Here is a 22409-nt window from a genome sequence, read left to right as displayed (position 1 = left end):
CAACACAGTTTTCTAATCGCAGAGTTACATGGCATACGATCTCGAAGAACAAGAACAGCTTGATTCCATCAAGGCCTGGTGGGCGAAGTACGGCAACCTGGTGACCTGGGCGCTGATCATCGCGCTGGCCGCCTATGCAGCCTGGACGGGCTGGAACACCTACCAGGCCCGCCAGTCCGGACAGGCCTCGGTGTTATACGAAGAGCAGCAGAAGTCGTTCGCCGCCAAGGACAATGCCAAGGTGCAGCGCGCTGCCAGCGACATCCAGGACAAGTTCAGCGGCACGGCCTACGCCGAGATGAGCGCCCTGGTGGCTGCCCGTTCGGCCTTCGATGCCAATGACATCGAGACCGCCAAGAAGCAGCTGCAATGGGTGATCGATCACGGTCGCGGCAAGGAATACAAGGCTATCGCCGCAGTGCGTCTGGCTGGCGTGCTGCTGGATGCGAAGTCCTATGATGAAGCCTTGAAGCTGCTCTCCGGCGACTATCCGGCCCAGTTTGCCGGTGCCATCGCCGACCGCAAGGGTGATGTGCTGCTGGCCCAGGGCAAGCGCGATGAAGCGCGCTCCGCCTACAAGCTGGCCCTGGAAAAGAGCGACGCCAAGGATCCCGGTCGCCAGCTCATCCAGATCAAGCTGGACGCCATCGGCGGCGAAGCGCCCAAGGCCTGATCGGCTGACTGATATCGCGCCGGCATGAGGTCCGTCACGGCGGGCGTCGTGCCTGCCGCCTGGGTTGCGGAGAGCATCCCGGGAATTGAACCGCAATCCCACCGCGAATCCATTCATCGCTTAGAGGAAACAGAATATGCGTAGTGTGACAGCCACCGCTGCCCAGGCAACATCCTTTGCTCGTTCCCCTCGCACCGGTAAGCTGGTGCTGAAGCTGGCTGCGGTCGCAGCCGTGGTTACCTTGTCCGGCTGCTCGCTGTTTTCCAGCAAGAAGGATCCGAATCCGCCGGCACCGCTGGTCGAATTCACGCAGAAACTGCGCGTACAGACCGCCTGGTCGGTCTCGGTGGGCAAATCCGGCAGCTTCCAGTTCAGCCCGGCCTACGCCGCCGGCAGCATCTTTGCCGCTGCCAATGATGGCAGTGTGGTCCGCATCAACGCCCAGAACGGCCAAACCCTGTGGCGCAGCCGCACCGACATGGACCTGACCGCCGGTGTCGGCACCGATGGCAGCACCGTGGTGGTGGTGGGCCAGAAGGGCCGTATCCAGGCTTTCGATGCTGCTTCCGGCAAGCCTACCTGGAACGCCCAGGCGCCCAGCGAAGTGCTATCCTCGCCGGCAGTGGGTGAAGGTCTGGTGGTCATCCGCAGCATCGACAACCGCGTGACGGCGTATGATGCCGACAATGGCAGCCAGCGCTGGATGGTCCAGCGTAACGTACCCTCGCTGACGCTGCGCAATGCGCCGGGCATCGCGATCGGTTCGCAGACTGCCTTCGTGGCGTTGCCAGGTGGCCGTCTGTCGGCCCTGGCTCTGAATAACGGCGGTCCGCGCTGGGAAGTGCCGGTCGGCGATCCGCGCGGCACCACCGAGCTGGAGCGTATTTCCGATGTGTCCGGTGTGCCGGCGCTGGGTTCGCGTGATATCTGCGCCGCGTCCTACCAGGGCCGTATTGGTTGCTTCGACTTGTTGAATGGCAATGTGCGCTGGATCAAGGAGTTCTCCAGTGACGTCGGCGTCAATCTGGACGATGCCTATGTCTATGCTGCCGATATCGGCGGTGCCGTCACCGAATTCGCCCGCGATACCGGTGCCGTCATCTGGCGCAACGATCGTCTGAAGAATCGCATGCTGTCGGCCCCGATCGCCGTGGGCAAGGCGGTGGCAGTGGCTGACTACCAGGGCTATATTCACTTCCTGTCGCGTGAAGATGGTGCCTTCGTGGCGCGTCTGTCCACCGACGGTAGCGCAATCCAGGCGCCCCCGGTCTCGACCGGGTCGTCTGTCGTTTTCCAAACCAAATCAGGAACAGTGGTCTCCGTCGTCGCTGAATAAGTGACGAACGACCCTTAAAGAAAAGAAATGAAACCGGTAATTGCACTTGTAGGCCGTCCCAACGTCGGCAAATCGACGTTGTTCAACAGGCTCACCCGCAGCCGCGATGCGCTGGTGGCGGACCTGCCCGGCCTGACGCGCGATCGTCACTACGGCGAAGGCCGGGTCGGCGAACGTCCGTTCCTGGTGATCGATACCGGTGGCTTCGAACCCGTCGCCAAGGACGGGATCATGTATGAAATGGCCAAGCAGACCAAGCAGGCCGTGGTCGAGGCCGATGTCGTGGTCTTCATCGTCGACGGCCGCCAGGGGCTTACGCCGCACGACAAGACCATCACCGACTTCCTGCGCAAATGTGGACGTTCGGTGATGCTGGTGGTCAACAAGTCCGAAGGCATGAAGTACACCTCGGTCACGGCCGATTTCTACGAACTGGGCATGGGCGATCCTTACGTGATCTCCGCTGCCCATGGTGATGGCGTGGCCGATCTGGTGGAGGAAGCACTGGACCAGATCGAAGCCCAGCGCGCCCAGGAGCCGGAGCCGGAAGAGGCTGCCGTGCGCGGCACCAAGATCGCCATCGTCGGCCGCCCCAACGTCGGCAAATCGACCCTGGTCAATACCTTGCTGGGCGAGGAGCGCGTGATCGCCTTCGACATGCCCGGCACCACCCGCGACTCGATCGAGATCCCATTCGAGCGCGAAGGCCGTCACTACACCCTGATCGACACCGCAGGCATCCGCCGCCGCGGCAAGGTGTTCGAAGCCATCGAGAAGTTTTCGGTGGTCAAGACCCTGAAATCGATTTCAGACGCCAACGTCGTGCTGCTGCTGCTGGACGCCCAGCAGGACATCTCCGAACAGGACGCCCACATTGCCGGCTTCGTGCTGGAGTCGGGCAGGGCGCTGGTGGTCGGGGTGAACAAATGGGATGGCATGCAGAGTGACCAGCGCGACCAGATCAAGATGGATCTGGAGCGCAAGCTCAATTTCCTGTCCTTCGCCAAATTCCACTTCATCTCGGCGCTGAAGTCGACCGGCATCGGCCCGCTGATGAAATCCATCGACTCGGCCTACGCCGCCGCCATGGCCAAGCTGAGCACGCCGCGCCTGACCCGTGCGCTGGAAGAGGCGCTGGAGCACCAGCAGCCGCGTCGCAAGGGTTCGATCCGTCCCAAGCTGCGCTATGCGCACCAGGGTGGTCAGAACCCGCCGGTGGTGGTGATCCACGGCAATGCCCTGGAAGCCATCGACGACAACTATAAGAGATATCTGGAAAAGCACTTCCGGGAAACTTTCTCTCTGGTGGGCACTCCACTGCGTATCGAGTTCAAGTCGGGCAAGAATCCTTTCATCCGGCAGGAAAAATAAATCGTAAACCTGCTATTCGATCAATGTTTTTGGCGTTGGAGCGAAAATCGTTTAAATTGAATAGCATAAAGTTGGTAAAGCACTTGATATTCTTTGAAGTGCCTCCAAGTCCTAATCACAACAACACCGTGGAGCTGCCATGAGCAACAAAGGGCAATTGTTACAAGACCCATTCCTGAACGCATTGAGAAAAGAGCACGTTCCCGTCTCTATCTATCTGGTCAACGGCATCAAGCTGCAAGGCCATGTGGAGTCTTTCGATCAATACGTGGTCCTGCTGCGCAACACCGTTACGCAAATGGTTTACAAACACGCCATCTCCACCGTCGTGCCTGCACGTGCGGTCAACCTCAGTCTCGAATCCTCGTCCGACGAATAATGGTCTACCTGGCCGGCTTGACGCCGTGGGCATTCTGACATGCGTGCCGCGTTAGTCGGCCTGGACTTCGGCAAGAACGACTTCGCCGCAAGTCTGGATGAGCTCTTCCTTTTGGCAAAATCGGCTGGTGCAGAACCGGTGATCACCATCACCGGTCGTCGCGCCAGCCCGGATGCCGCTCTCTTCGTTGGTACCGGCAAGGCACAGGAAATCGCCGACGCCGTCGCCGACCTCCAGCTCGAACTGGTCATCTTCAACCATGCCCTGTCACCGGCCCAGCAACGCAACCTGGAGCGAGTGCTCAAGGTCCGTGTGCTCGACCGTACCAGCCTGATCCTTGATATCTTTGCGCAGCGCGCCAAGAGCCACGAGGGCAAGGTGCAGGTCGAACTGGCCCAGTTACAGCATCTCTCGACCCGTCTCATTCGCGGCTGGACCCACCTGGAACGGCAAAAGGGCGGTATCGGCCTGCGCGGTCCCGGTGAAACCCAGCTGGAAACCGACCGGCGCCTCCTGGGCGAGCGCGTCAAGGCGCTGCGCGCCGTGCTGGCCAAGCTGCGTCGGCAGCATGCCACCCAGCGTCGTGCGCGTGGGCGCAGCGAAACCTTCTCGGTCTCGCTGGTGGGTTATACCAACGCCGGCAAGTCGACCATCTTCAATGCCATGGCCAAGGCGGGCGTGTATGCCGCCAACCAGCTTTTTGCCACGCTGGACACGACCTCACGTCGCGTCTACCTGGGCGAGGTGGGACACGTGGTCATTTCCGACACCGTCGGCTTCATCCGCGAACTGCCGCACCAACTGGTGGAAGCCTTTCGTGCCACGCTGGAAGAAACCATCCATGCCGACCTGCTGCTGCACGTCGTGGATGCCGCCAGCCCGGTGCGGATGGAGCAGATCGACGAGGTCAACCTGGTCTTGAAGGAAATCGGCGCTGACCACGTGCCCCAGATCCTGGTCTGGAACAAGATCGACGCTGCCGGCCTGGAACCGGCGGTCGAGTATGACGAGTATGGTAAAATCCAGCGGGTTTTCGTCAGTGCCAAGTCTGGTGCTGGCCTGGATCTGCTGCGCGAAGCGATCGCCGCTTCGCTCAAGGCCGCCTTGGAGGCCAGGGGTCGCAGCCGTTCCACGCCAGTCGATTCCGTAGACATGCACGCCTGAGCCGTTCGAGGGGACGGCCTTTCGCACGTTCCCGGCGCGCATTCCTCCTTGATTCTCTTAATCCATCACTTCAGACGGATCGCAAACGCATGCTTGTGTCTTTATTCAGGAAAATCGGTGTCAAGTTTTCGTTGAACGACCCCCAATGGGGACGTGGTTCGCAAAACGACAACCGCGAGAATCAGAATAACGGAAGTAACGGCGACAAACGGCCCGAAAAACCGTCCGGCAACAACGACGGTCCGCCCGACCTCGACCAGCTCTGGCGCGACTTCAACCAGCGCATCGCCGGCCTGCTCGGCCGCAAGGGTGGTGGTGGCTCCGATGGCGGCAACGGTGGCGGCGGCTTCAATCGCGGCGACGTCAAGGGCGCCGGCATCGGTGTGGGCGTCATCGCCGTCATCGTCGCCTTCCTCTGGCTGGCCAGTGGCTTCTTCATCGTGCAGGAAGGCCAGACCGCCGTGGTTACCACCTTCGGCCGCTACAGCCACACCACGCTGCCGGGCTTCAACTGGCGCTGGCCTTACCCCATCCAGGGGCATGAGATCGTCAACATGTCCCAGGTGCGTACCGCCGAGATCGGCTATCGCGGCAGCGTGCGCAACAAGCAGCTGAAGGAATCCCTGATGCTCACCGATGATGAAAACATCATCGACATCCAGTTCGCCGTCCAGTACAAGCTCAAGAACGCCGCCGAATGGCTGTTCAACAACCGCGATCCGGACGATTCCGTGCGCCAGGTGGCCGAAACCGCCATCCGCGAGATCGTCGGTCGCAGCAAGATGGACTTCGTCCTCTACGAAGGCCGTGAAAAGGTCGCGCTGGACGTGAGCCAGCGCATGCAGCAGATCCTGGATCGCTACAAGTCCGGTGTGCAGATCACCAACGTCACCATGCAAGGCGTGCAACCGCCCGAACAGGTGCAGGCTGCCTTCGACGACGCCGTCAAGGCCGGTCAGGACCGTGAGCGCCTCAAGAACGAAGGCCAGGCCTATGCCAACGACGTGATCCCGCGCGCCTCCGGTGCCGCCTCGCGCCTGCTGGAAGAAGCCGAAGCCTACCGATCCCGCGTGGTGGCCAATGCCGAAGGTGATGCCTCGCGCTTCACCCAGGTCCAGGAAGCCTATGCCAAGGCCCCGGCCGTCACCCGCGACCGCATGTACATCGAGACCATGCAGCAGATCTTCGCCAATACCACCAAGGTCATGGTCGATGCCAAATCCGGCAGCAACCTTCTGTACCTGCCGCTGGACAAGCTGATCCAGCAAAGCGGCAGCGACGCGGCTCCGGCCGCCGGCAAGCAGCAGGCGCCCGCGGCCAGCCAACCGTCGCTGGGCGCAGCGTCCTCCAATTCGACTGCAGGAAACGACACTGTGTATTCTTCCGAGCTGATGCGTGATACCAGAAACCGCGATCCCCGTGAGTCGCGTGAAAGGGAGGTACGCTGATGGGCCGCCTCGTCACTTCCGTCATCGTCGCCGTCGTCGCGATCTGGCTGGCCTCTTCCACCATCTTCGTGGTGGACCAGCGCTCTTCGGCCATCGTCTTCGCCCTGGGCGAGGTCAAGCAGGTCATCAACGAGCCTGGCCTGCACTTCAAGCTGCCGCCGCCGTTCCAGAACGTGATGTACCTGGACAAGCGCATCCAGACCCTGGATACCCCGGACGCCGACCGTTTCATCACGGCTGAAAAGATGAACGTGCTGGTCGATGCCTACGTCAAGTGGCGCATCGTCGATCCGCGCCTGTACTTCGTCAGCTTCGGTGCTGACGAGCGCCGTACCCAGGACCGCCTGTCGCAGATCGTCAAGGCCGCGCTGAACGATGAAATCACCAAGCGCACCGTGCGCGAAGTCATCTCCAGCCAGCGCAACAACGTCATGGATGCCATCCAGGCCCGCGTGGCCAACGAGGCCAAGCAGATCGGCGTGGAAGTCATCGATGTGCGTCTGCGTCGGGTGGACTACGTGGACCAGATCAACGCCTCGGTGTTCGAGCGCATGAAGTCCGAACGCGTGCGCGTAGCCAACGAACTGCGTTCCACCGGTGCAGCCGAATCGGAAAAGATCCGCGCCGATGCCGACCGCCAGCGCGTGGTGATCCTGGCCGAAGCCTATCGTGAATCCGAAAAGATTCGCGGTGCCGGCGACGCCAAGGCCTCCCAGATCTACGCCCAGGCCTTCAGCCAGAATGCCGATTTCTACAAGTTCTATCGCAGCCTGGAGGCTTACCGCGCCAGCTTCAAGAACCGTCACGATCTGTTGGTGGTCGACCCGAGCTCGGAATTCTTCAAATACTTCAAGGGTGTGGGTGGCAACACCACCAGCGCTGCAAAGAAGTAAAAATCCGCCGAACAGGCGATAATGTGAAGCTTCCTGCGCCGCCTCCGAGTGAAGCGGGCAGGGCGAACAGGATGGATGCCGCTGGTAGAGGGCATCTTTCCTTTTTTGGTCGAACACAATGTTCCGGGATGCAATTTTCCCGGGATGCAAGAAGAGGGGCCGCAGCTTTTCCTGTACCGCCCCGGTTTTTCGTATGGCCGCTTGTTATTGCCGTGGTGGCCATTGCCATGATGGCCGTCGCAATGCACATCGCCGGTCCACGTATCCGTTTTTTTAGCTTTGACTTTTGTTTATGCCTAACTGGCTTCTTCCCGAAAACATCGCCGATGTCTTGCCCTCCGAAGCGCGCAAGATCGAGGAACTGCGTCGCCGCCTGCTCGACAATTTCCGCCTCTATGGCTACGAAATGGTCATGCCGCCGCTGCTGGAGTACCTTGAATCCCTGCTCACCGGGGCCGGCCAGGACACCGACCTGCGCACCTTCAAGCTGGTCGACCAGCTCTCCGGTCGTACCCTCGGCGTGCGCGCCGACATGACTACCCAGGTGGCGCGTATCGACGCCCACCTGCTCAATCGCGCTTCCGTGACCCGCCTGTGCTATGCCGGCAGTGTCCTGCATACCCGCCCGACCGGCCTGCATGCCACCCGCGAACCGATCCAGATCGGCGCCGAGATCTACGGTCATGCCGGCATCGAAGCCGACGCCGAAATCCAGGAACTGGCCTTGAATTCGCTGGCCTTGGCCGGCATGCGCACCATCCGCCTGGACCTGTGCCACGTCGGTGTGCTGCGCGCCATCATCGCCAACGACCCCGCCGCCAAGCGTCAGGAAGCCAACCTGTTCGGCCTGCTGCAGGCCAAGGACCTGCCTGGCCTGCAGGAAATCACCGCCGGCTTCCAGGAAGGCACCCGTGCCGCGTTGCTGGCCCTGCCCAACCTGTACGGCGACATCTCCGTCATCGCCCGCGCCCGCATCACCCTGCCGGCACTGCCCGGCATCGGCCAGGCGCTGGACGAGCTGCAGGCCCTGGTGGAACTGGCCGCCGGCCATGAAGGTGCGGCCGTCACCATCGATCTGGCCGACCTGCGCGGTTATCATTACCACAGCGGCGTGATGTTCTCCGCCTATGTGCCGGGCCTGCCCAATGCGGTGGTGCGCGGCGGCCGCTACGACCATGTGGGTGAAGCCTTCGGCCGTGCGCGGCCGGCTACCGGCTTCTCCCTGGACCTGCGTGAACTGGCACGACTGATGCCAGGCGCAGAACGAAAACGCGCCATCCTTGCCCCTTGGGGTAGGGACGCCGGTCTGCGTGAGAAAATAGCGCAATTGCGGCAAGCGGGAGAGATCGTGATCCAAAGCCTTCCCGGCCACGAACACGATCAGGACGAATTCGATTGCGACCGTGCACTCGAATTCAGCAATGGAAACTGGATTATCAAAAACTTGGGTTGAGTCATGTTACAGAACAGCAATGCAAAGAATGTCGTCGTCATCGGTACGCAATGGGGCGACGAAGGTAAGGGCAAGATCGTCGATTGGCTGACCGATCACGCGCAAGGCGTGGTGCGTTTCCAGGGCGGCCACAATGCCGGCCACACGCTGGTCATCGGTGGCAAGAAGACTGCGCTGCAACTGATCCCCTCGGGCATCATGCGCGAAGGCGTGGCCTGCTACATCGGCAATGGCGTGGTGCTGTCGGTGCCCGACCTGCTGCGCGAGATCGACAAGCTCGAAGCCGCCGGCGTGGAAGTGTGCTCGCGCCTGAAGGTGTCGGACGCCTGTCCCCTGATCCTGCCCTATCACGTGGCCCTCGACGTGGCCCGCGAAGCCGCCCGTGGCGATGCCAAGATCGGCACCACCGGCAAGGGCATCGGCCCGGCCTATGAAGACAAGGTGGCCCGTCGCGCCATCCGCGTGGCCGACCTGCTCAACGAAAAGCGCTTTGCCGAGAAGCTGCTGGCCAACCTGGACTACCACAACTTCGTCCTGACCCACTACCTGAAGACCCAGCCGGTGGACTTCCAGAAGACCCTGGACGAAGCCCTGGCCAACGTGCCGCGTATCAAGCCCATGGTCACCGACGTCTCCAGCGACCTGTACGCCATCCACCAGGCCGGCGGCAAGATCCTGTTCGAAGGCGCGCAAGGCAGCCTGCTGGACGTGGACCACGGCACCTACCCGTTCGTCACCTCCAGCAACTGCGTGGCCGGCAATGCCGCCGCCGGTGCCGGTGTCGGCCCGGGCATGCTGCACTACATCATGGGCATCACCAAGGCCTACACCACCCGTGTCGGTTCCGGCCCGTTCCCGGCCGAACTGCCCACCGATGTCGGCACCGGCAAGCACCTGGCCTCGGTCGGCCATGAATTCGGTACCGTCACCGGCCGTGCCCGCCGTTGCGGCTGGTTCGATGCCGCGCTGCTGAAGCGCTCGGTGCAGATCAACGGTGTCTCCGGCATGTGCCTGACCAAGCTGGACGTGCTGGACGGCCTGGAATCGCTGAAGCTGTGCACCGGCTACAAGTTGAACGGCAAGACCGTCGACATCTTCCCGGTCGGCGCCGAAGAAGCCGCAGCCTGCGAACCGATCTACGAAGAAATGCCGGGCTGGTCCGAGACCACCGTCGGCGCCAAGTCGCTGGATGCACTGCCGGCCAATGCCCGGGCCTACATCAAGCGTATCGAGGAACTGGTGGGCGTGCCCATCGACATGATCTCCACCGGTCCCGACCGCGAAGAGACCATCGTCCTGCGTCACCCGTTCAAGTAATCAGGCCATCGCCGTAAAACGTAACAAAGCAAGACGAAGCAATCAATAATATGAAGATCTCTGACGATAAAGACCTCTGGGTCTCCTGGGACGACTACAACCGCCTGATCGAACGACTGGCGCTGAAGGTCTATGAATCCGGCTACCAGTTCGACCAGGTGCTGTGCCTGGCGCGCGGCGGCCTGCGCCCGGGCGACGTGATGTCCCGCATTTTCGATGTCCCGCTGGCCATCCTCTCGACCAGCTCCTACCGCGAAGCCGCCGGCACCATCCGCAGCTCGCTGGACATCGCCAAGTACATCACCATCACCAAGGGAACCCTGGGTGGCCGCATCCTGCTGGTGGACGACCTGGTCGATTCCGGCGTCACCCTGCAAAAGGTGATGCTGCACCTGAAGGAGCACTACCCGGCCGTCACCGAGATCAAGAGTGCCGTGTTGTGGTGGAAGGCCTGCTCGGTCGTGGAACCCGATTTCCACATCGACTACCTGCCCACCAATCCGTGGATCCACCAGCCCTTCGAAGAGTACGACGGTCTGGGCCCGCACCAGCTGGCGGCCTGGATCAAGAAGGGCGCCTGAGTATCGTCTTCACCAACGATGCTTCAGATGTGAAAAGAGCTTGCCGCGGCAAGCTCTTTTTTTGTCCGTCGTATGGATCCGTCGTACTTGTCTGATGCGCGGATCGGGACCATCAGGACCAGGGAATGACCTTCTGCTCCTTGAAGGTATCGAAGAGCCGGTAGAACATCTGCTCCGTCTCCACGTATTCATGGAAACCCAGCCGGCGCGCCTTGCTGCCATCGCCGAACATGTCGTAATCCCAGGAGAACACGAAATCGGCAAATTCCCAGGCCGACAGTGAAGCATAAGGATGCGCCTTCAGTCCATGCGCGGTGACGATACGTTCCCACAAGGGCGCCTTGTCCGCCATCACCTCGGCCAGTTTCAGCGGCAGCGGCGGCCCCACTTCCATGCCGAAATATTGCGCGATCCTGGGCCACATCTCGCTCCAGCGGAACAGGTCGCCATTGCCGATATTGAAAGCCTGGTTGGCCGCCGCCTCGTGGGTGGCCGCCCAGACCGTGCCCTTGGCCAGCAGGCCGGCATCGGTCATCTCCAGCAGCCTGTCATAGGCTCCGGGCTTGCCGGGAAAGCGCAGCGGCAAGCCCATCGCCTTGGACATGCAGGCATACAGCGCAATGGCCAGCGCCAGGTTCATGGGATTACCCAGTGCTGCGCCACCCACCACCGCCGGGCGTGGCGCCGACCAGCTCCAGCAGCGGCCGGAATCGATGCGCCGCTGTTCCAGCCAGCGCTGCTGGTCGAACATGAATTCGGGCGGCATGAACTGCGCATCACTTTCGCGTGCCGGTGTCTTGAAGGGACCCAGATGGCCGCCATACACCTTGTAGCCCTGCATCAGGCTCACGTGCTGCAGCCCTGGTGCGTGCCTCTCCACCGCCTCTACCGTGTTCTGCAGCATGGCCAGGTTGGGCGCCACCAGCTCGGCCCAGCTGGGGCGATGCTGGTAGGCGGCGTAGAACACATGACTGACCTGTTCCAGCGGCGCCAGCTGGCGCTCGGTGTCACTGGCATCGAGCAGATCGACGGCGACGTGGCGCAGGCGATCCTGCTTGCGGCTTTCGCCGCCACGACGCGACAGGCCGATCACCTCCCATTGCGGCAGGGACAGCAGGTGGGTCATCAACTGACTGCCGATCACGCCGTGGGCACCGACCACCAGGGCGGTCTTGCGCGGGGTTGCGTTCGGGGACATGTGAGCCTCCCCCGGTTCAGCAGGTTTCGGTACGCTGGCCGGCGGGGGCGCGCACCGGCTTGCCATCCATCTTCCAGCTCAGCAGGGCCACCGCGATGCCCGCCAGCGGCAGCAGGGCCGCCACATAGGGAACGGCATGCAGGCCCGGGCCGTGGTCGATGGTCACGCCGCCCAGCCAGGCCCCGGCCGCATTGCCCAGGTTGAAGGCGGCGATATTGGCCGAGGACGCCAGGTTGGGCGCGCCGGTGGCCTTTTCCAGTACCCGCATCTGCAGCGGCGGCACGGTAGCGAAGGCCGCCATGCCCATCAGGCCGACGCCGACGATGGCCGCGATCTTGTTGCCATTGGTCAGGCCGAACAGCACCAGCACTACCGCCAGCAGCACCAGGCTGCCCAGCAGCGTGGCCATCAGGCGCTTGTCGGCCAGCTTGCCGCCTGCCAGGTTGCCGATCACCAGCCCCAGGCCGAACAGCAGCAGGATGGGCGACACCGCGGACGGCGGGAAGCCGCTGATATCGGTCAGGATCGGGGCGATATAGGTGAAGGCCGCGAACACGCCACCGAAGCCCAGCACCGTCATCAGCAGGCCCAGCATCACCTGCGGGCGCATCAGTACGCGCACTTCCTTGCCGAAGTCAGCCTCTTCACCGCCTTGCGAGCGCGGCACCAGCACAGCGGTGGCGGCCAGGGCGATCACCCCGATCACGGTCACTGCCCAGAAGGTGGCGCGCCAGCCGTAGCTCTGGCCCAGCCAGGTGCCGAAAGGCACGCCCAGCACATTGGCCACCGTCAGGCCGGTGAACATCAGCGCGATGGCAGAGGCCTGCTTTTCCTTGGGGACCAGGCTGGTGGCCACCACCGAGCCGACCCCGAAGAACGCGCCGTGGGCAAAGGATGCCACCACCCGGCCCAGCATCAGCGTGGCATAACCCGGCGCAATGGCACAGGCCAGGTTGCCGATGACGAAGACCACCATCAGGGCAATCAGCAGCGTCTTGCGCGGCAGGCGGCCGGTGGTGGCAGTCACCAGCGGTGCGCCCACGAACACGCCCAGCGCGTAGCCGGTCACCAGCAGACCGGCCGAGGACAGGCTCACGCCCAGGTTGGAGGCCACTTCCGGCAGCAGCCCCATGATGACGAACTCGGTAGTCCCGATGGCAAATGCGCTGATGGTCAGCGCCCAAAGTGCAATTGGCATGGCAATCCTCTTGTTGTGGTGTGGAGTAGGCCGGCTTCTCCAGTTGGATTGCCAGCGATGTGAAGGATTGTGCGCGCAGTCTTTGTTGAGAAAAATGCCGTTACAATCAAAGAATATTTGATCCGGAGTCAACAATGAATATCCAGTCCGAGGAATTGCGCACCTTCGTCGCCGTGGTCGAGGCCGGCACCCTGTCGGCGGCGGCCGAAGTGCTGGAGCAGACCACCTCCGGCGTGAGCCGCGCGCTGTCGCGGCTGGAAGAAAAACTGGGCGCCAGCCTGCTGACCCGCACCACCCGCCGCATGGAGCTGACCGAAGAGGGCGAGGCCTTCCTGGAACAGGCCCGGGCCATCCTCGCGGCCATGGAGCAGGCTGAGGAAACGGTGCGCATGCGCACCCGCAAGCCGGTCGGCAAGCTGCGCGTGGACGCCGCCGTGCCCTTCATGCTGCACTGTATCGTCCCGCATGTCGGCGCGTTTCGCGAGGCCTATCCGGACATCGAACTGGAGCTCACCACCAATGACCGCTTCATCGACCTGGTGGAGCAGCGTGCCGACATCGCCATCCGCATCGGCGAGCTGCAGGATTCGACCTTGCACGCACGTTCCCTCAGTTCGGCCCGGCTCAACATCGTCGCCAGCCCCGGCTATCTGGCCCGTCACGGCGCCCCGGATTCGGTGGAGGCACTGGAGCAGCACCAGCTGATCGGCTTTTCGCAACCGGACATCCTCAATCATTGGCCCCTGCGCCACAGCGCCGGCGACCGCTACCAGACCCGGCCGGCCTTGCGCGCTTCCAGCGGCGAGACCATCCGCCAGCTGGCGCTGACGGGGCAGGGCATCGCCTGCCTCTCCAGTTTCATGACCGACGACGATATCGCGGCAGGACGGCTGGTGCGCCTGTTGGCGCAGAACGATAGTGGCTTCCGCCAGAAGATTTCAGCGGTCTACTATCACAACACCCAGCTGTCGCGCCGCATCAGCTGCTTCCTCGATTTTTTGCAATGCAAGCTGTGAAGAGGAAACGTTTTGCCTTAAACCAAGTCTGAGCGCCAACATTGCCGCAAGGGGGAAACGACCTGTGGCCGCCATCACACGAACTTGATCCGGAGAGAACAAGATGAAGCAAATACCCACCGGTAGGGCTGCAGGTCGCCCATGGATCACCCACTGGCCACGGCAGGTCCGTCGCCTGCTGCTGGCTGCGCTCGCCCTGGGGGCCGCGCTGCTGCCGCTGGCGCCGTCCGCCAGCGCCGCCGCTGCCAGTGTCCAGACCTTCTCGCCCCAGGGCGAAGTCCAGCGCATCCGCCAGGTAAGGGCGCGCTTCTCCGAAGCCATGATCAAGTTCGGCGACCCCAAGGCCGCCTCGCCCTTCGATGCCGATTGCGCCGTGGCCGGCACCGCCCGCTGGGCCGATGAGAAGAACTGGGTCTATGACTTCGAACGCGACCTGCCGCCTGGTACCCGCTGCAGCTTCACTCTGCGCAGCGATGCCCGCTCGGCGGCGGGCAATGCGGTGGCCGGCAAGACCCGCTTCCAGTTCAGCACCGGCGGACCGGCCGTGAGCCGCGTACAGCCTTATGACGATGCGCGCATCACCGAAGACCAGGCCTTCATCCTCTATCAGAATGGCCCGGCCACCGAAGCCTCGGTACGTCAACACCTGTACTGCGAAGCCGAGGGTATCAACGAGCGCATCCCTACCAAGGCAGTCGGTGAGTCCGACCGCAAGGCCTTGCTGCAGCAGTTCGCCAAGGGCGTCGATCCGGCCTCGGTGACCATCGTCCAGTGCCAGCAGCGCCTGCCCAATGAAGCGCACGTCAAGCTGGTCTGGGATCGCGGTATTGCCGCCGCAGCCGCACCGGCCATCGTTACCAGCAAGCCGCAGGTCTTCAGCTTCCAGGTGCGCAGCGAATTCACGGCCAGCCTGTCCTGCCAGCGCGAAAACGCCAATGCCGCCTGCTCGCCCATCCTGCCAGTGACCCTTTCGTTCTCGGCCCCGGTGCCGCGCAATCTGGCCGAGCAGATCGTGATGAACGCCAGCACCGGCAAGATCAAGCCCTCCCTGGACGGCGACAAGGATGCCGCCGTGCGCGAACTGCGCTTCAAGCCGCCATTCCCGGAAAAATCCGAGTTCAGCATCAGCCTGCCTTCCGGTTTCAAGGACGAGGATGGCCGCACGCTCTCCAACGCCGCCGCCTTCCCGCTGAAATCAGCCCTGGCCGATTTCCCGCCGCTGGCCAAATTCCCGGCCGCGCCCTTCGGCATCATCGAACTCAACGCCGATCCCACGCTGCCGGTGACCCTGCGCCGGGTCGAAGCCGGCTTGCAGCTGCGCGGCAAGGATGGTCGCGCCATGCCCGGCAAGGTGGCCGATCTCAAGGTCGATGGCGACCAGGCGGTGATCGCCTGGCTCACGCGCCTGAACAAGTATCACGAGAAATGGGGCGACCCCAAGAAGGTGGATTCGCGCAGCGTCAGCCTGCTGGCCAAGGAACCGGGCGCGAAGAAGCTCGACCTCCCCGCGCAGAAGGAGGCCAAGGACGGCGAGTGGCCCTTCGAAGTGATCGGCATCCCCTTGAAGGACCCCGGCTTCTACGTGGTCGAACTGGAATCGCAGAAACTGGGTGCCTCCCTGCTGGGCAAGCCGCAGCCCATGTACGTGCGCACCAGCGCGTTGGTGACCAACCTGGCCGTCCACGTCAAGCTGGGCCGCGCCAACGGCGCCGTATGGGTGACCCGGCTGGACGACGCCAGACCGGTGGCCGACGCCGAGATCCGCGTCTCCAATTGCGAAGGCACGTCGCTCTGGCAGGGCAAGACCAATGCCAATGGCGTGGCAATGATGCCCGCGCTGGAAGACGCCTGCGCCCATCGTCCCTACAGCGAGGACAATGCTGACAGCATCAATGGCCTTTTCGTCAGCGCCCGCAAGACCGACGAACGCGGCCGCCAGGACATGGCCTTTGCGCTTACGTCGTGGAACGACGGCATCGAATCCTGGCGCTTCAACCTGCCCACCGACATGGATCGCGCCGCCACCGTGCGCGCCACCACCATCTTCGACCGCAGCCTGTTCCGTGCCGGCGAAACGGTCTCGATGAAGCACGTCATCCGCACCGAGACCCTGCAAGGCTTCGGGCTGCTACGCAAGGAAGACCTGCCCACCCGCGTGCGCATCAGCCATCTGGGCAGTGGCCAGCAATACCAGTTTCCCCTGACCTGGCGCGGCAACAAGAGTGCCGAGACCAGCTTCATCCTGCCGCGCGAAGCCAAGCTGGGGACCTATGAAGTGGTGCTGGACCAGGGCGAGGTCGATACCAGCGCCAGCGCAAACGAGGGCGAGGCTGAAGACGGCTACGGACGCGGCAGCTATGTCACCGGCAGCTTCCGCGTGGAAGAATTCCGCCTGCCGCTGATGCAGGGCCGCATCACGCCGCCCAAGGGCGCCCAGGTCGCCATCAAGGAATTGCCGCTGGACCTGCAACTGAACTACATCAACGGCGGTGGCGCGGCCAACCAGGCCGTGCGTGTATCGTCGCTGCTGCGTTCGCGCGGGGTGAACGTCGCCGGCTACGATGGTTTCTCCTTCGACGCTCCGCGCAGCGACGACGACAGCAATGCCGACGACCAGAAGATCGTCGCCGACAAGCTCGCCGTCACCCTCGACAAGAACGGCAGCGGTCGCGCCGTCATCGGCAAGCTGCCAGTGCTGCAACGCCCGCAGGAACTGCTCACCGAGATGACCTACAGCGACCCCAACGGTGAAGTGCAGACCATCTCCAGCGTCACGCCGCTGTGGCCATCAGCGGTGGTGGTGGGCCTGCGCACGGGCAACTGGGTGTCGGTCAAGAAAAAGCTGACGCTGACCGCCGTCACCCTCAATACCGCCGGTCAGCCGCAGGCCGGTGTGCCGGTGGAAATCCGTGGCCTGGCGCGCAAGACCAATTCGCACCGCAAGCGCATGGTGGGCGGCTTCTACGCCTACGAAAACGACGAGAGCAAGCAAGACCTCGGCAAGCTTTGCGCCGGCAAGAGCGACCAGCACGGCATGTTCACCTGCGACACCGAACTTTCCGAGGCCGGCAATGTGGAACTGATCGCCAGCGCCAGGGATGGCAACGGCAATGCGTCCTCGGCCCGTTCCTCGGTGTGGGTCACCGGGCGTGGCGAAGTCTGGTTCGATGGCGAGAACCAGGACCGCATCGACATCCTGCCCGAGAAAAAGAACTACCAGCCCGGCGAGACCGCCACCTTCCAGGTGCGCATGCCATTCCGTCATGCGACTGCGCTGGTTGCCGTGGAGCGTGAAGGCGTCATCGATACCCGCGTGGTGCAACTGTCCGGCCAGGACCCCACCATCAGCGTGCCGATGAAAGCCGAGTATGGTCCCAACGTCTATGTCTCGGTGCTGGCCGTGCGCGGTCGCATGCGCGAGGTGCCGTGGTATTCCTTCTTCGTCTGGGGCTGGAAGGAGCCGCTCAACTGGTGGCATGAATTCCGCACCTATCAGGGTCCCGGCCCTATCGTCGATCTCTCCAAGCCGGCATGGAAGTTCGGCATCGCCGAAGTCAACATCGGCGATGCCGGCCATCGCCTGCAGGTGGCAGTGACGACCGACAAGCCCACCTATCCCATCCGCGCCATCGCCAAGGTGCAAGTGCAGGTGAAACTGCCCAACGGCAAACCGGCCGCCGGGGGTGAATTCGCCCTGGCCGCCGTCGATGAAGCCCTGCTGGAACTGCAGCCCAATGGCAGCTGGGATGTCTTGCGCGCCATGCTGCAACGACGCAGCTATGGCGTGGAAACCTCCACCGCGCAGATGCAGGTGGTCGGCAAGCGCCACTACGGCAAGAAGGCCACCCCGGCCGGTGGCGGCGGTGGTCGCGCCCCCACGCGTGAACTGTTCGACACCCTGCTGACATGGAAGCCCAAGGTCACCCTGGATGCCGAGGGCAGGGCGCAACTGGAGGTGCCGTTGAACGATGCGCTGACCTCCTTCCGCATCGTCGCCATTGCCGAGAATGGCGTCAGTGATTTCGGGACCGGCAGTATCAGCATCCGCTCCACCCAGGATGTGCAGGTCATCTCCGGCCTGCCGCCCCTGGTGCGTGAAGGCGACAGCTTCAACGGCAGCGTCACCGTGCGCAATACCACTACCCATGACATGACCCTCAAGGTCAGCGCACGTGCGCAGGGCGGCACGCCCGTCAGCACCCTGACGCTGCCCGAGCGCGACATCAAGATCGCGGCCGGGCAGTCGGCCGAAGTGATGTGGCCGGTGCAGACGCCGGAAGGCATCAATCAGCTGGCCTGGGAAATCAGCGCCCAGGAGCAGGGCGGCCAGAAGGCCAAGGACGCCATGAAGTTCAGCCAGCGCGTGGTACCGGCGGTCCCGGTGACGGTGCAGCAGGCGACCCTGTTCCAGCTGGACAAGAGCGCCGCCCTCAGCGTCTCCCGCCCGGCCGACAGCCTCCCCGGACGCGGTGGCCTGGCCATCTCGCTCAAGCCCAGCCTGGCCGGTGGCAGTGATGCGCTGACCCGCTACTTCGTCAACTACCCCTTTGCCTGCCTGGAGCAGAAGACCTCCAAGGCCATCGGCCTGCGCGATGAAGCGGCGTGGCAGAAGATCGTGGCCGACCTGCCGACCTATCTCGACGGCGACGGCCTGGCCTACTACTTCCCGCCCAGCGACAGCGGCGCGCGGCGTGGCAGCGACACGCTCACCGCCTACCTGCTGGCGGCCACCAACGAGGCTGGCTATGCCATCCCGCCAGCCAGCCGCGACAAGATGCTCGACGGCCTGGCCGGCTTCGTGGAGGGCAAGGTGATGCGCGAGTTCTGGTCGCCGCAGAAGGACCTGGACGTGCGCAAGCTGGCCGCGCTGGAAGCCCTGTCGCGCTACAACCGCGTGCAGCCAGCCATGCTGGGATCGATCCAGATCAATCCCAACCAGTGGCCCACCTCCGGCCTGCTGGACTGGATCGCCATCCTGCAGCGGGTCACTGCCATCCCCGAACGCCAGAAGAAGCTCGACGAGGCCGACCAGATCCTGCGCGCCCGCCTGAACTTCCAGGGCACGCGCATGGGCTTCTCCAATGAAGAGTGCGACTACTGGTGGTGGCTCATGAGCAGCGGCGACGCCAATGCCAACCGCCTGATCCTGCTGGAACTGAACAACCCGGCCTGGCGCGACGACCTGCCGCGTCTGGTGGCCGGCGCCATCGGCCGCCAGCAGCGCGGCCACTGGAGCACCACCACCGCCAACGTCTGGGGCAGCCTGGCCCTGGAGAAATTCGCCCGCAAGTTCGAATCCGAACCGGTCACCGGCAGCACCCGCGCCACGCTGGAGCAGGGTGGGGGCAACAGTGCCACCAGTGCCGCCAGTACCACCCAGAGCCTGGCCTGGAGCAGCGCCGCCAGCGGCGGCAAGCTGCAACTGCCCTGGCCGGATGGCAATGCGCAAGGCGGCAATGTGCGCTTCACACAAGAGGGCAATGGCAAGCCCTGGGTCACGCTGCAAAGCCTGGCCGCCGTCCCCCTGAAAAAGCCATTTGCGGCCGGCTATCGCATCAGTCGCAAGGTCGAGGCCATCGAGCAGAAGCAGGCCGGCGTCTATACCCGTGGCGATGTGCTGCGGGTGACGCTGGACATCGATGCCCAGAGCGAGATGACCTGGGTCGTCGTCAGCGATCCGGTGCCGGGCGGCGCGACCCTGCTGGGTTCCGGCCTGGGGCGTGATTCCACCATCGCCCAGGGCAAGCAGGACAGCCCGCGTGATCGCGGCATGGGCTGGCTGGCCTACGAGGAACGCAGCTTCGAAGCCTATCGCGCCTACTACGAGTCCATGCCCAAGGGCCGCACCAGCATCAGCTACACCGTGCGCCTGAACAATGCCGGCGAATTCAACCTGCCGCCCACGCGGGTGGAGGCCATGTATGCGCCGGAAATGTTTGGCGAAGTGCCTAACGCCAAACTGGTCGTCAAGGCGGCACCGTGATCGCCAGCGGCACGCCCTGGTCCCGCGCCGGCACACGCTGCGCGCTGGTGCTGGCCCTGCTGCTGCCGGTCAGCGCGAGCGCGCTGCCTTCGTTTGCCGAGGTGCAGCGCGACTTCCTCCCCTCCGAGGCCAGCCTGCTGGACCGCAACGGCGAGCTGCTGCAGCGCCTGCGTGTGAACATGGACGAACGCAAGCTCGCCTGGGTGAAGCTGGAAGATGTTTCGCCCGCCCTGCGCCAGGCCCTGATCGCCTCCGAAGACCGGCGTTTCTACCAGCACAGCGGCATCGACTGGAATGCCGTCGCGGCCTCGGCCTGGGGCAACCTCTGGAATACCCGGACCCGCGGTGCCTCCACCATCACCATGCAACTGGCGGGTCTGCTCCATGATGACCTGCGCCGCAAATCCGGCGCACGCACGCTGACGCAGAAGGTCTCGCAGGCGTGGATCGCGCAATCGCTGGAACGCAGCTGGCGCAAGGACCAGATCCTGGAGGCCTACCTCAACCTGGTCTCCTTCCGGGGCGAGCTGGTGGGTGTGCATGCCTTGTCGCGCGTCATGTTCGGCAAGCATCCCAGTGGACTGGATCAGGGTGAAGCCGCCATTGCGGTCGCCCTGATCCGCGCCCCCAACGCCACCCCGCGTCGCGTGGCCGAGCGCGCCTGCGCCATCCTCAAGGAGCAGGGCGCTGCCGAACAATGCAATGGCATGGATGGCCGCACCGAACTGGTCCTGGCCCGTGCCGCCGCCAAACGCGACCTGCCGGGCGCCAGCGATGCACCGCAGCTGGCCCCCCATCTGGCGCGCAAGCTTTTGAACACGGCCGGCCAGCAGGTGCGCTCCACGCTGGACGCGCCCTTGCAACGCTTCGCCTCGCAAGCCCTGCGCCATCAACTGGCCGGCCTGGCCGAACGCAACATCGAGGATGGCGCCATCATCGTCATCGACAACGCCACCGGTGAAGTCCTGGCCTGGGTCGGCTCCAGTGGCAGCTTGTCGGCGGCCGCCAATGTCGATGGCGTGGTCGCGCAGCGCCAGGCCGGCTCGACGCTCAAGCCTTTCCTCTACGAACTGGCAATTGAAAGAAAGTGGCTCACGGCGGCCTCGCTGCTGGACGATTCCCCCGTCAACCTCGCCACCAGCGCCGGACTCTACATCCCGCAGAACTACGACAAGCAATACAAGGGGTTGGTCAGCCTGCGCACTTCGCTGGGTTCTTCCCTGAACATCCCCGCCGTGCGCACGCTGGTGATGGTCACGCCGGAACGCTTCTTCCGCCGCCTGCAGGCGCTGGGCTTCAACCTGCGCGAGAGTGGCGACTACTACGGCTACAGCCTGGCCCTGGGCAGTGCCGACGTGACCCTGGCCAACCTTGCCAATGCCTATCGCGTATTGGCCAACCAGGGCCGCTATTCCCCCTTGCGCACCCGGCTGGATGACGCCCGCACCGCGCCGCGTCCGGTACCGGTGATGGACGCCGATGCCGCCTACATCATCGGCGACATCCTCTCCGACCGCAGCGCCCGCGCCCGCACCTTCGGCCTGGAGAATGCGCTGTCCACCCGTATCTGGACCGCAGTCAAGACCGGCACTTCCAAGGACATGCGCGACAACTGGTGCGTCGGCTATTCCTCGCGTTACACCGTCGGCGTGTGGGTCGGCAATGCCTCCGGTGCCCCGATGTGGGATGTCTCCGGCGTGACCGGCGCCGCACCGGTGTGGCAGGAGGTGATGCAGTACCTGCATGAACGCGGCCGCGGCAGCAGTCGGGATGCCCGCAATAGCCCGCCGCAGAAGCCGGCCGGCGTACAGGCCCAGACGATACGTTATGAACAGGACGTCGAGGCCGCCCGCACCGAATACTTCCTGCCCGGCACGGCGCAGTCCGAGATCCGCATCGCGCACGCGCGCGAAATCCGTCCGGCCATCACCTATCCGACCGCCGGCATGCTGGTAGCGCTGGACCCGGACATCCCACCGGCGCGCCAGCGCATCCGCTTCCGCGCCCATGGTGCGCCGGCTGGCAGTCGCTGGGTGCTGGATGGCAAACGCATGCCGGAGTCGGTCATGCAGGCAGGGCGGGTCAAGGCGCAGAAGGTGGCTGCTTCATCGCAGCAGAACGATGTGGAAGAACTCGGTTTCGACTGGATGCCCTGGCCGGGGCGGCATGTGCTGGCCTTGCAGGATGCGTCGGGCAAGGAGCTCGATAGTCTGCGATTTGAGGTGAGGGGGGCGGTGGAACGGCCCGCCTTGCCACAAAAGAAATAGGCGCTTTGCTCGTGTTCCCTAAAACGCAAAAGGTCGATTGATTTTCATCAATCGACCTTTTATGTTTTGCTGCGCACTGAGGCACTCGGTCACGTCCCGCGACCCCGTCTGGCCTTGCAAGGCCAGACCTTC

15 protein-coding genes are annotated in these 22409 nt (G+C 63.8%); 13 read left to right on the top strand and 2 right to left on the bottom strand.

Annotated elements, in window-relative coordinates:
• The first annotated feature begins 28 nt into the window (after window positions 1-28).
• The 10 genes from BTM36_RS06595 (at window position 29) to BTM36_RS06550 (ending at window position 10615) form a co-directional block, all read left to right on the top strand.
• Window positions 29-673, top strand: a complete 645-nt coding sequence (locus BTM36_RS06595; protein WP_077235654.1) for a tetratricopeptide repeat protein — start codon at window positions 29-31, stop codon at window positions 671-673.
• Window positions 674-809: 136 nt separating this feature from the next.
• Window positions 810-2009, top strand: a complete 1200-nt coding sequence (gene bamB, locus BTM36_RS06590; RefSeq protein ID WP_077235653.1) for an outer membrane protein assembly factor BamB — start codon at window positions 810-812, stop codon at window positions 2007-2009.
• Window positions 2010-2036: 27 nt separating this feature from the next.
• The gene (gene der, locus BTM36_RS06585) at window positions 2037-3380 is read left to right on the top strand and encodes a ribosome biogenesis GTPase Der (protein ID WP_006463310.1); all 1344 of its coding nucleotides are present in this window, start codon (window positions 2037-2039) and stop codon (window positions 3378-3380) included.
• Window positions 3381-3519: 139 nt separating this feature from the next.
• Window positions 3520-3759: an RNA chaperone Hfq gene (gene hfq / locus BTM36_RS06580; RefSeq protein ID WP_006463311.1), complete on the top strand. Its 240-nt coding sequence runs from the start codon at window positions 3520-3522 to the stop codon at window positions 3757-3759.
• Between the two features lie 39 nt (window positions 3760-3798).
• Entirely contained in the window at window positions 3799-4923 is a 1125-nt protein-coding gene (gene hflX / locus BTM36_RS06575) for a GTPase HflX (RefSeq protein ID WP_006463312.1), read from the top strand.
• A gap of 89 nt (window positions 4924-5012) precedes the next feature.
• Entirely contained in the window at window positions 5013-6371 is a 1359-nt protein-coding gene (gene hflK / locus BTM36_RS06570; protein WP_077235652.1) for an FtsH protease activity modulator HflK, read from the top strand.
• Window positions 6371-7264 carry a protease modulator HflC gene (hflC, locus tag BTM36_RS06565; protein ID WP_077235651.1) on the top strand — a complete coding sequence of 298 codons (894 nt, stop codon included), beginning with the start codon at window positions 6371-6373 and terminating at the stop codon, window positions 7262-7264. Before hflK ends, hflC begins: the two co-directional genes overlap by 1 nt.
• A gap of 292 nt (window positions 7265-7556) precedes the next feature.
• On the top strand, window positions 7557-8717 hold the full coding sequence (locus tag BTM36_RS06560) for an ATP phosphoribosyltransferase regulatory subunit (RefSeq protein WP_077235650.1): 1161 nt from the start codon (window positions 7557-7559) through the stop codon (window positions 8715-8717).
• 3 nt (window positions 8718-8720) lie between these two features.
• Window positions 8721-10034, top strand: coding sequence for an adenylosuccinate synthase (locus tag BTM36_RS06555; RefSeq protein WP_006463316.1), 1314 nt, complete (start codon window positions 8721-8723; stop codon window positions 10032-10034).
• Between the two features lie 50 nt (window positions 10035-10084).
• Window positions 10085-10615, top strand: coding sequence for a phosphoribosyltransferase (locus BTM36_RS06550; RefSeq protein ID WP_077235649.1), 531 nt, complete (start codon window positions 10085-10087; stop codon window positions 10613-10615).
• A 112-nt stretch (window positions 10616-10727) separates the two neighbouring features.
• On the opposite strand, the gene BTM36_RS06545 is transcribed toward BTM36_RS06550, so the two are convergent.
• Together BTM36_RS06545 and BTM36_RS06540 are read right to left on the bottom strand one after the other, a co-directional pair.
• A complete protein-coding gene (locus tag BTM36_RS06545; protein WP_077235648.1) occupies window positions 10728-11813 on the bottom strand; it encodes an SDR family oxidoreductase in 1086 nt (361 codons plus the stop codon).
• 16 nt (window positions 11814-11829) lie between these two features.
• Window positions 11830-13011, bottom strand: coding sequence for an MFS transporter (locus tag BTM36_RS06540; protein WP_077235647.1), 1182 nt, complete (start codon window positions 13009-13011; stop codon window positions 11830-11832).
• Window positions 13012-13145: 134 nt separating this feature from the next.
• Here BTM36_RS06540 and BTM36_RS06535 point away from each other — a divergent pair, with 134 nt between their 5' ends.
• From BTM36_RS06535 to pbpC, 3 genes are all read left to right on the top strand, one after another.
• Window positions 13146-14027: a LysR family transcriptional regulator gene (locus BTM36_RS06535; protein ID WP_077235646.1), complete on the top strand. Its 882-nt coding sequence runs from the start codon at window positions 13146-13148 to the stop codon at window positions 14025-14027.
• A gap of 103 nt (window positions 14028-14130) precedes the next feature.
• Window positions 14131-20010, top strand: coding sequence for an MG2 domain-containing protein (locus tag BTM36_RS06530; protein ID WP_077235645.1), 5880 nt, complete (start codon window positions 14131-14133; stop codon window positions 20008-20010).
• Window positions 20007-22277 (top strand): penicillin-binding protein 1C, encoded by a 2271-nt coding sequence (gene pbpC / locus BTM36_RS06525; protein ID WP_077235644.1) that lies wholly within the window; start codon window positions 20007-20009, stop codon window positions 22275-22277. Before BTM36_RS06530 ends, pbpC begins: the two co-directional genes overlap by 4 nt.
• Window positions 22278-22409: the final 132 nt, after the last annotated feature.

Origin of the sequence: Herbaspirillum sp. VT-16-41 (assembly GCF_001994935.1) — a bacterium.
GTDB lineage: Bacteria > Pseudomonadota > Gammaproteobacteria > Burkholderiales > Burkholderiaceae_D > Herbaspirillum > Herbaspirillum frisingense.
This window is presented reverse-complemented; position numbering and strand designations above follow the sequence as displayed.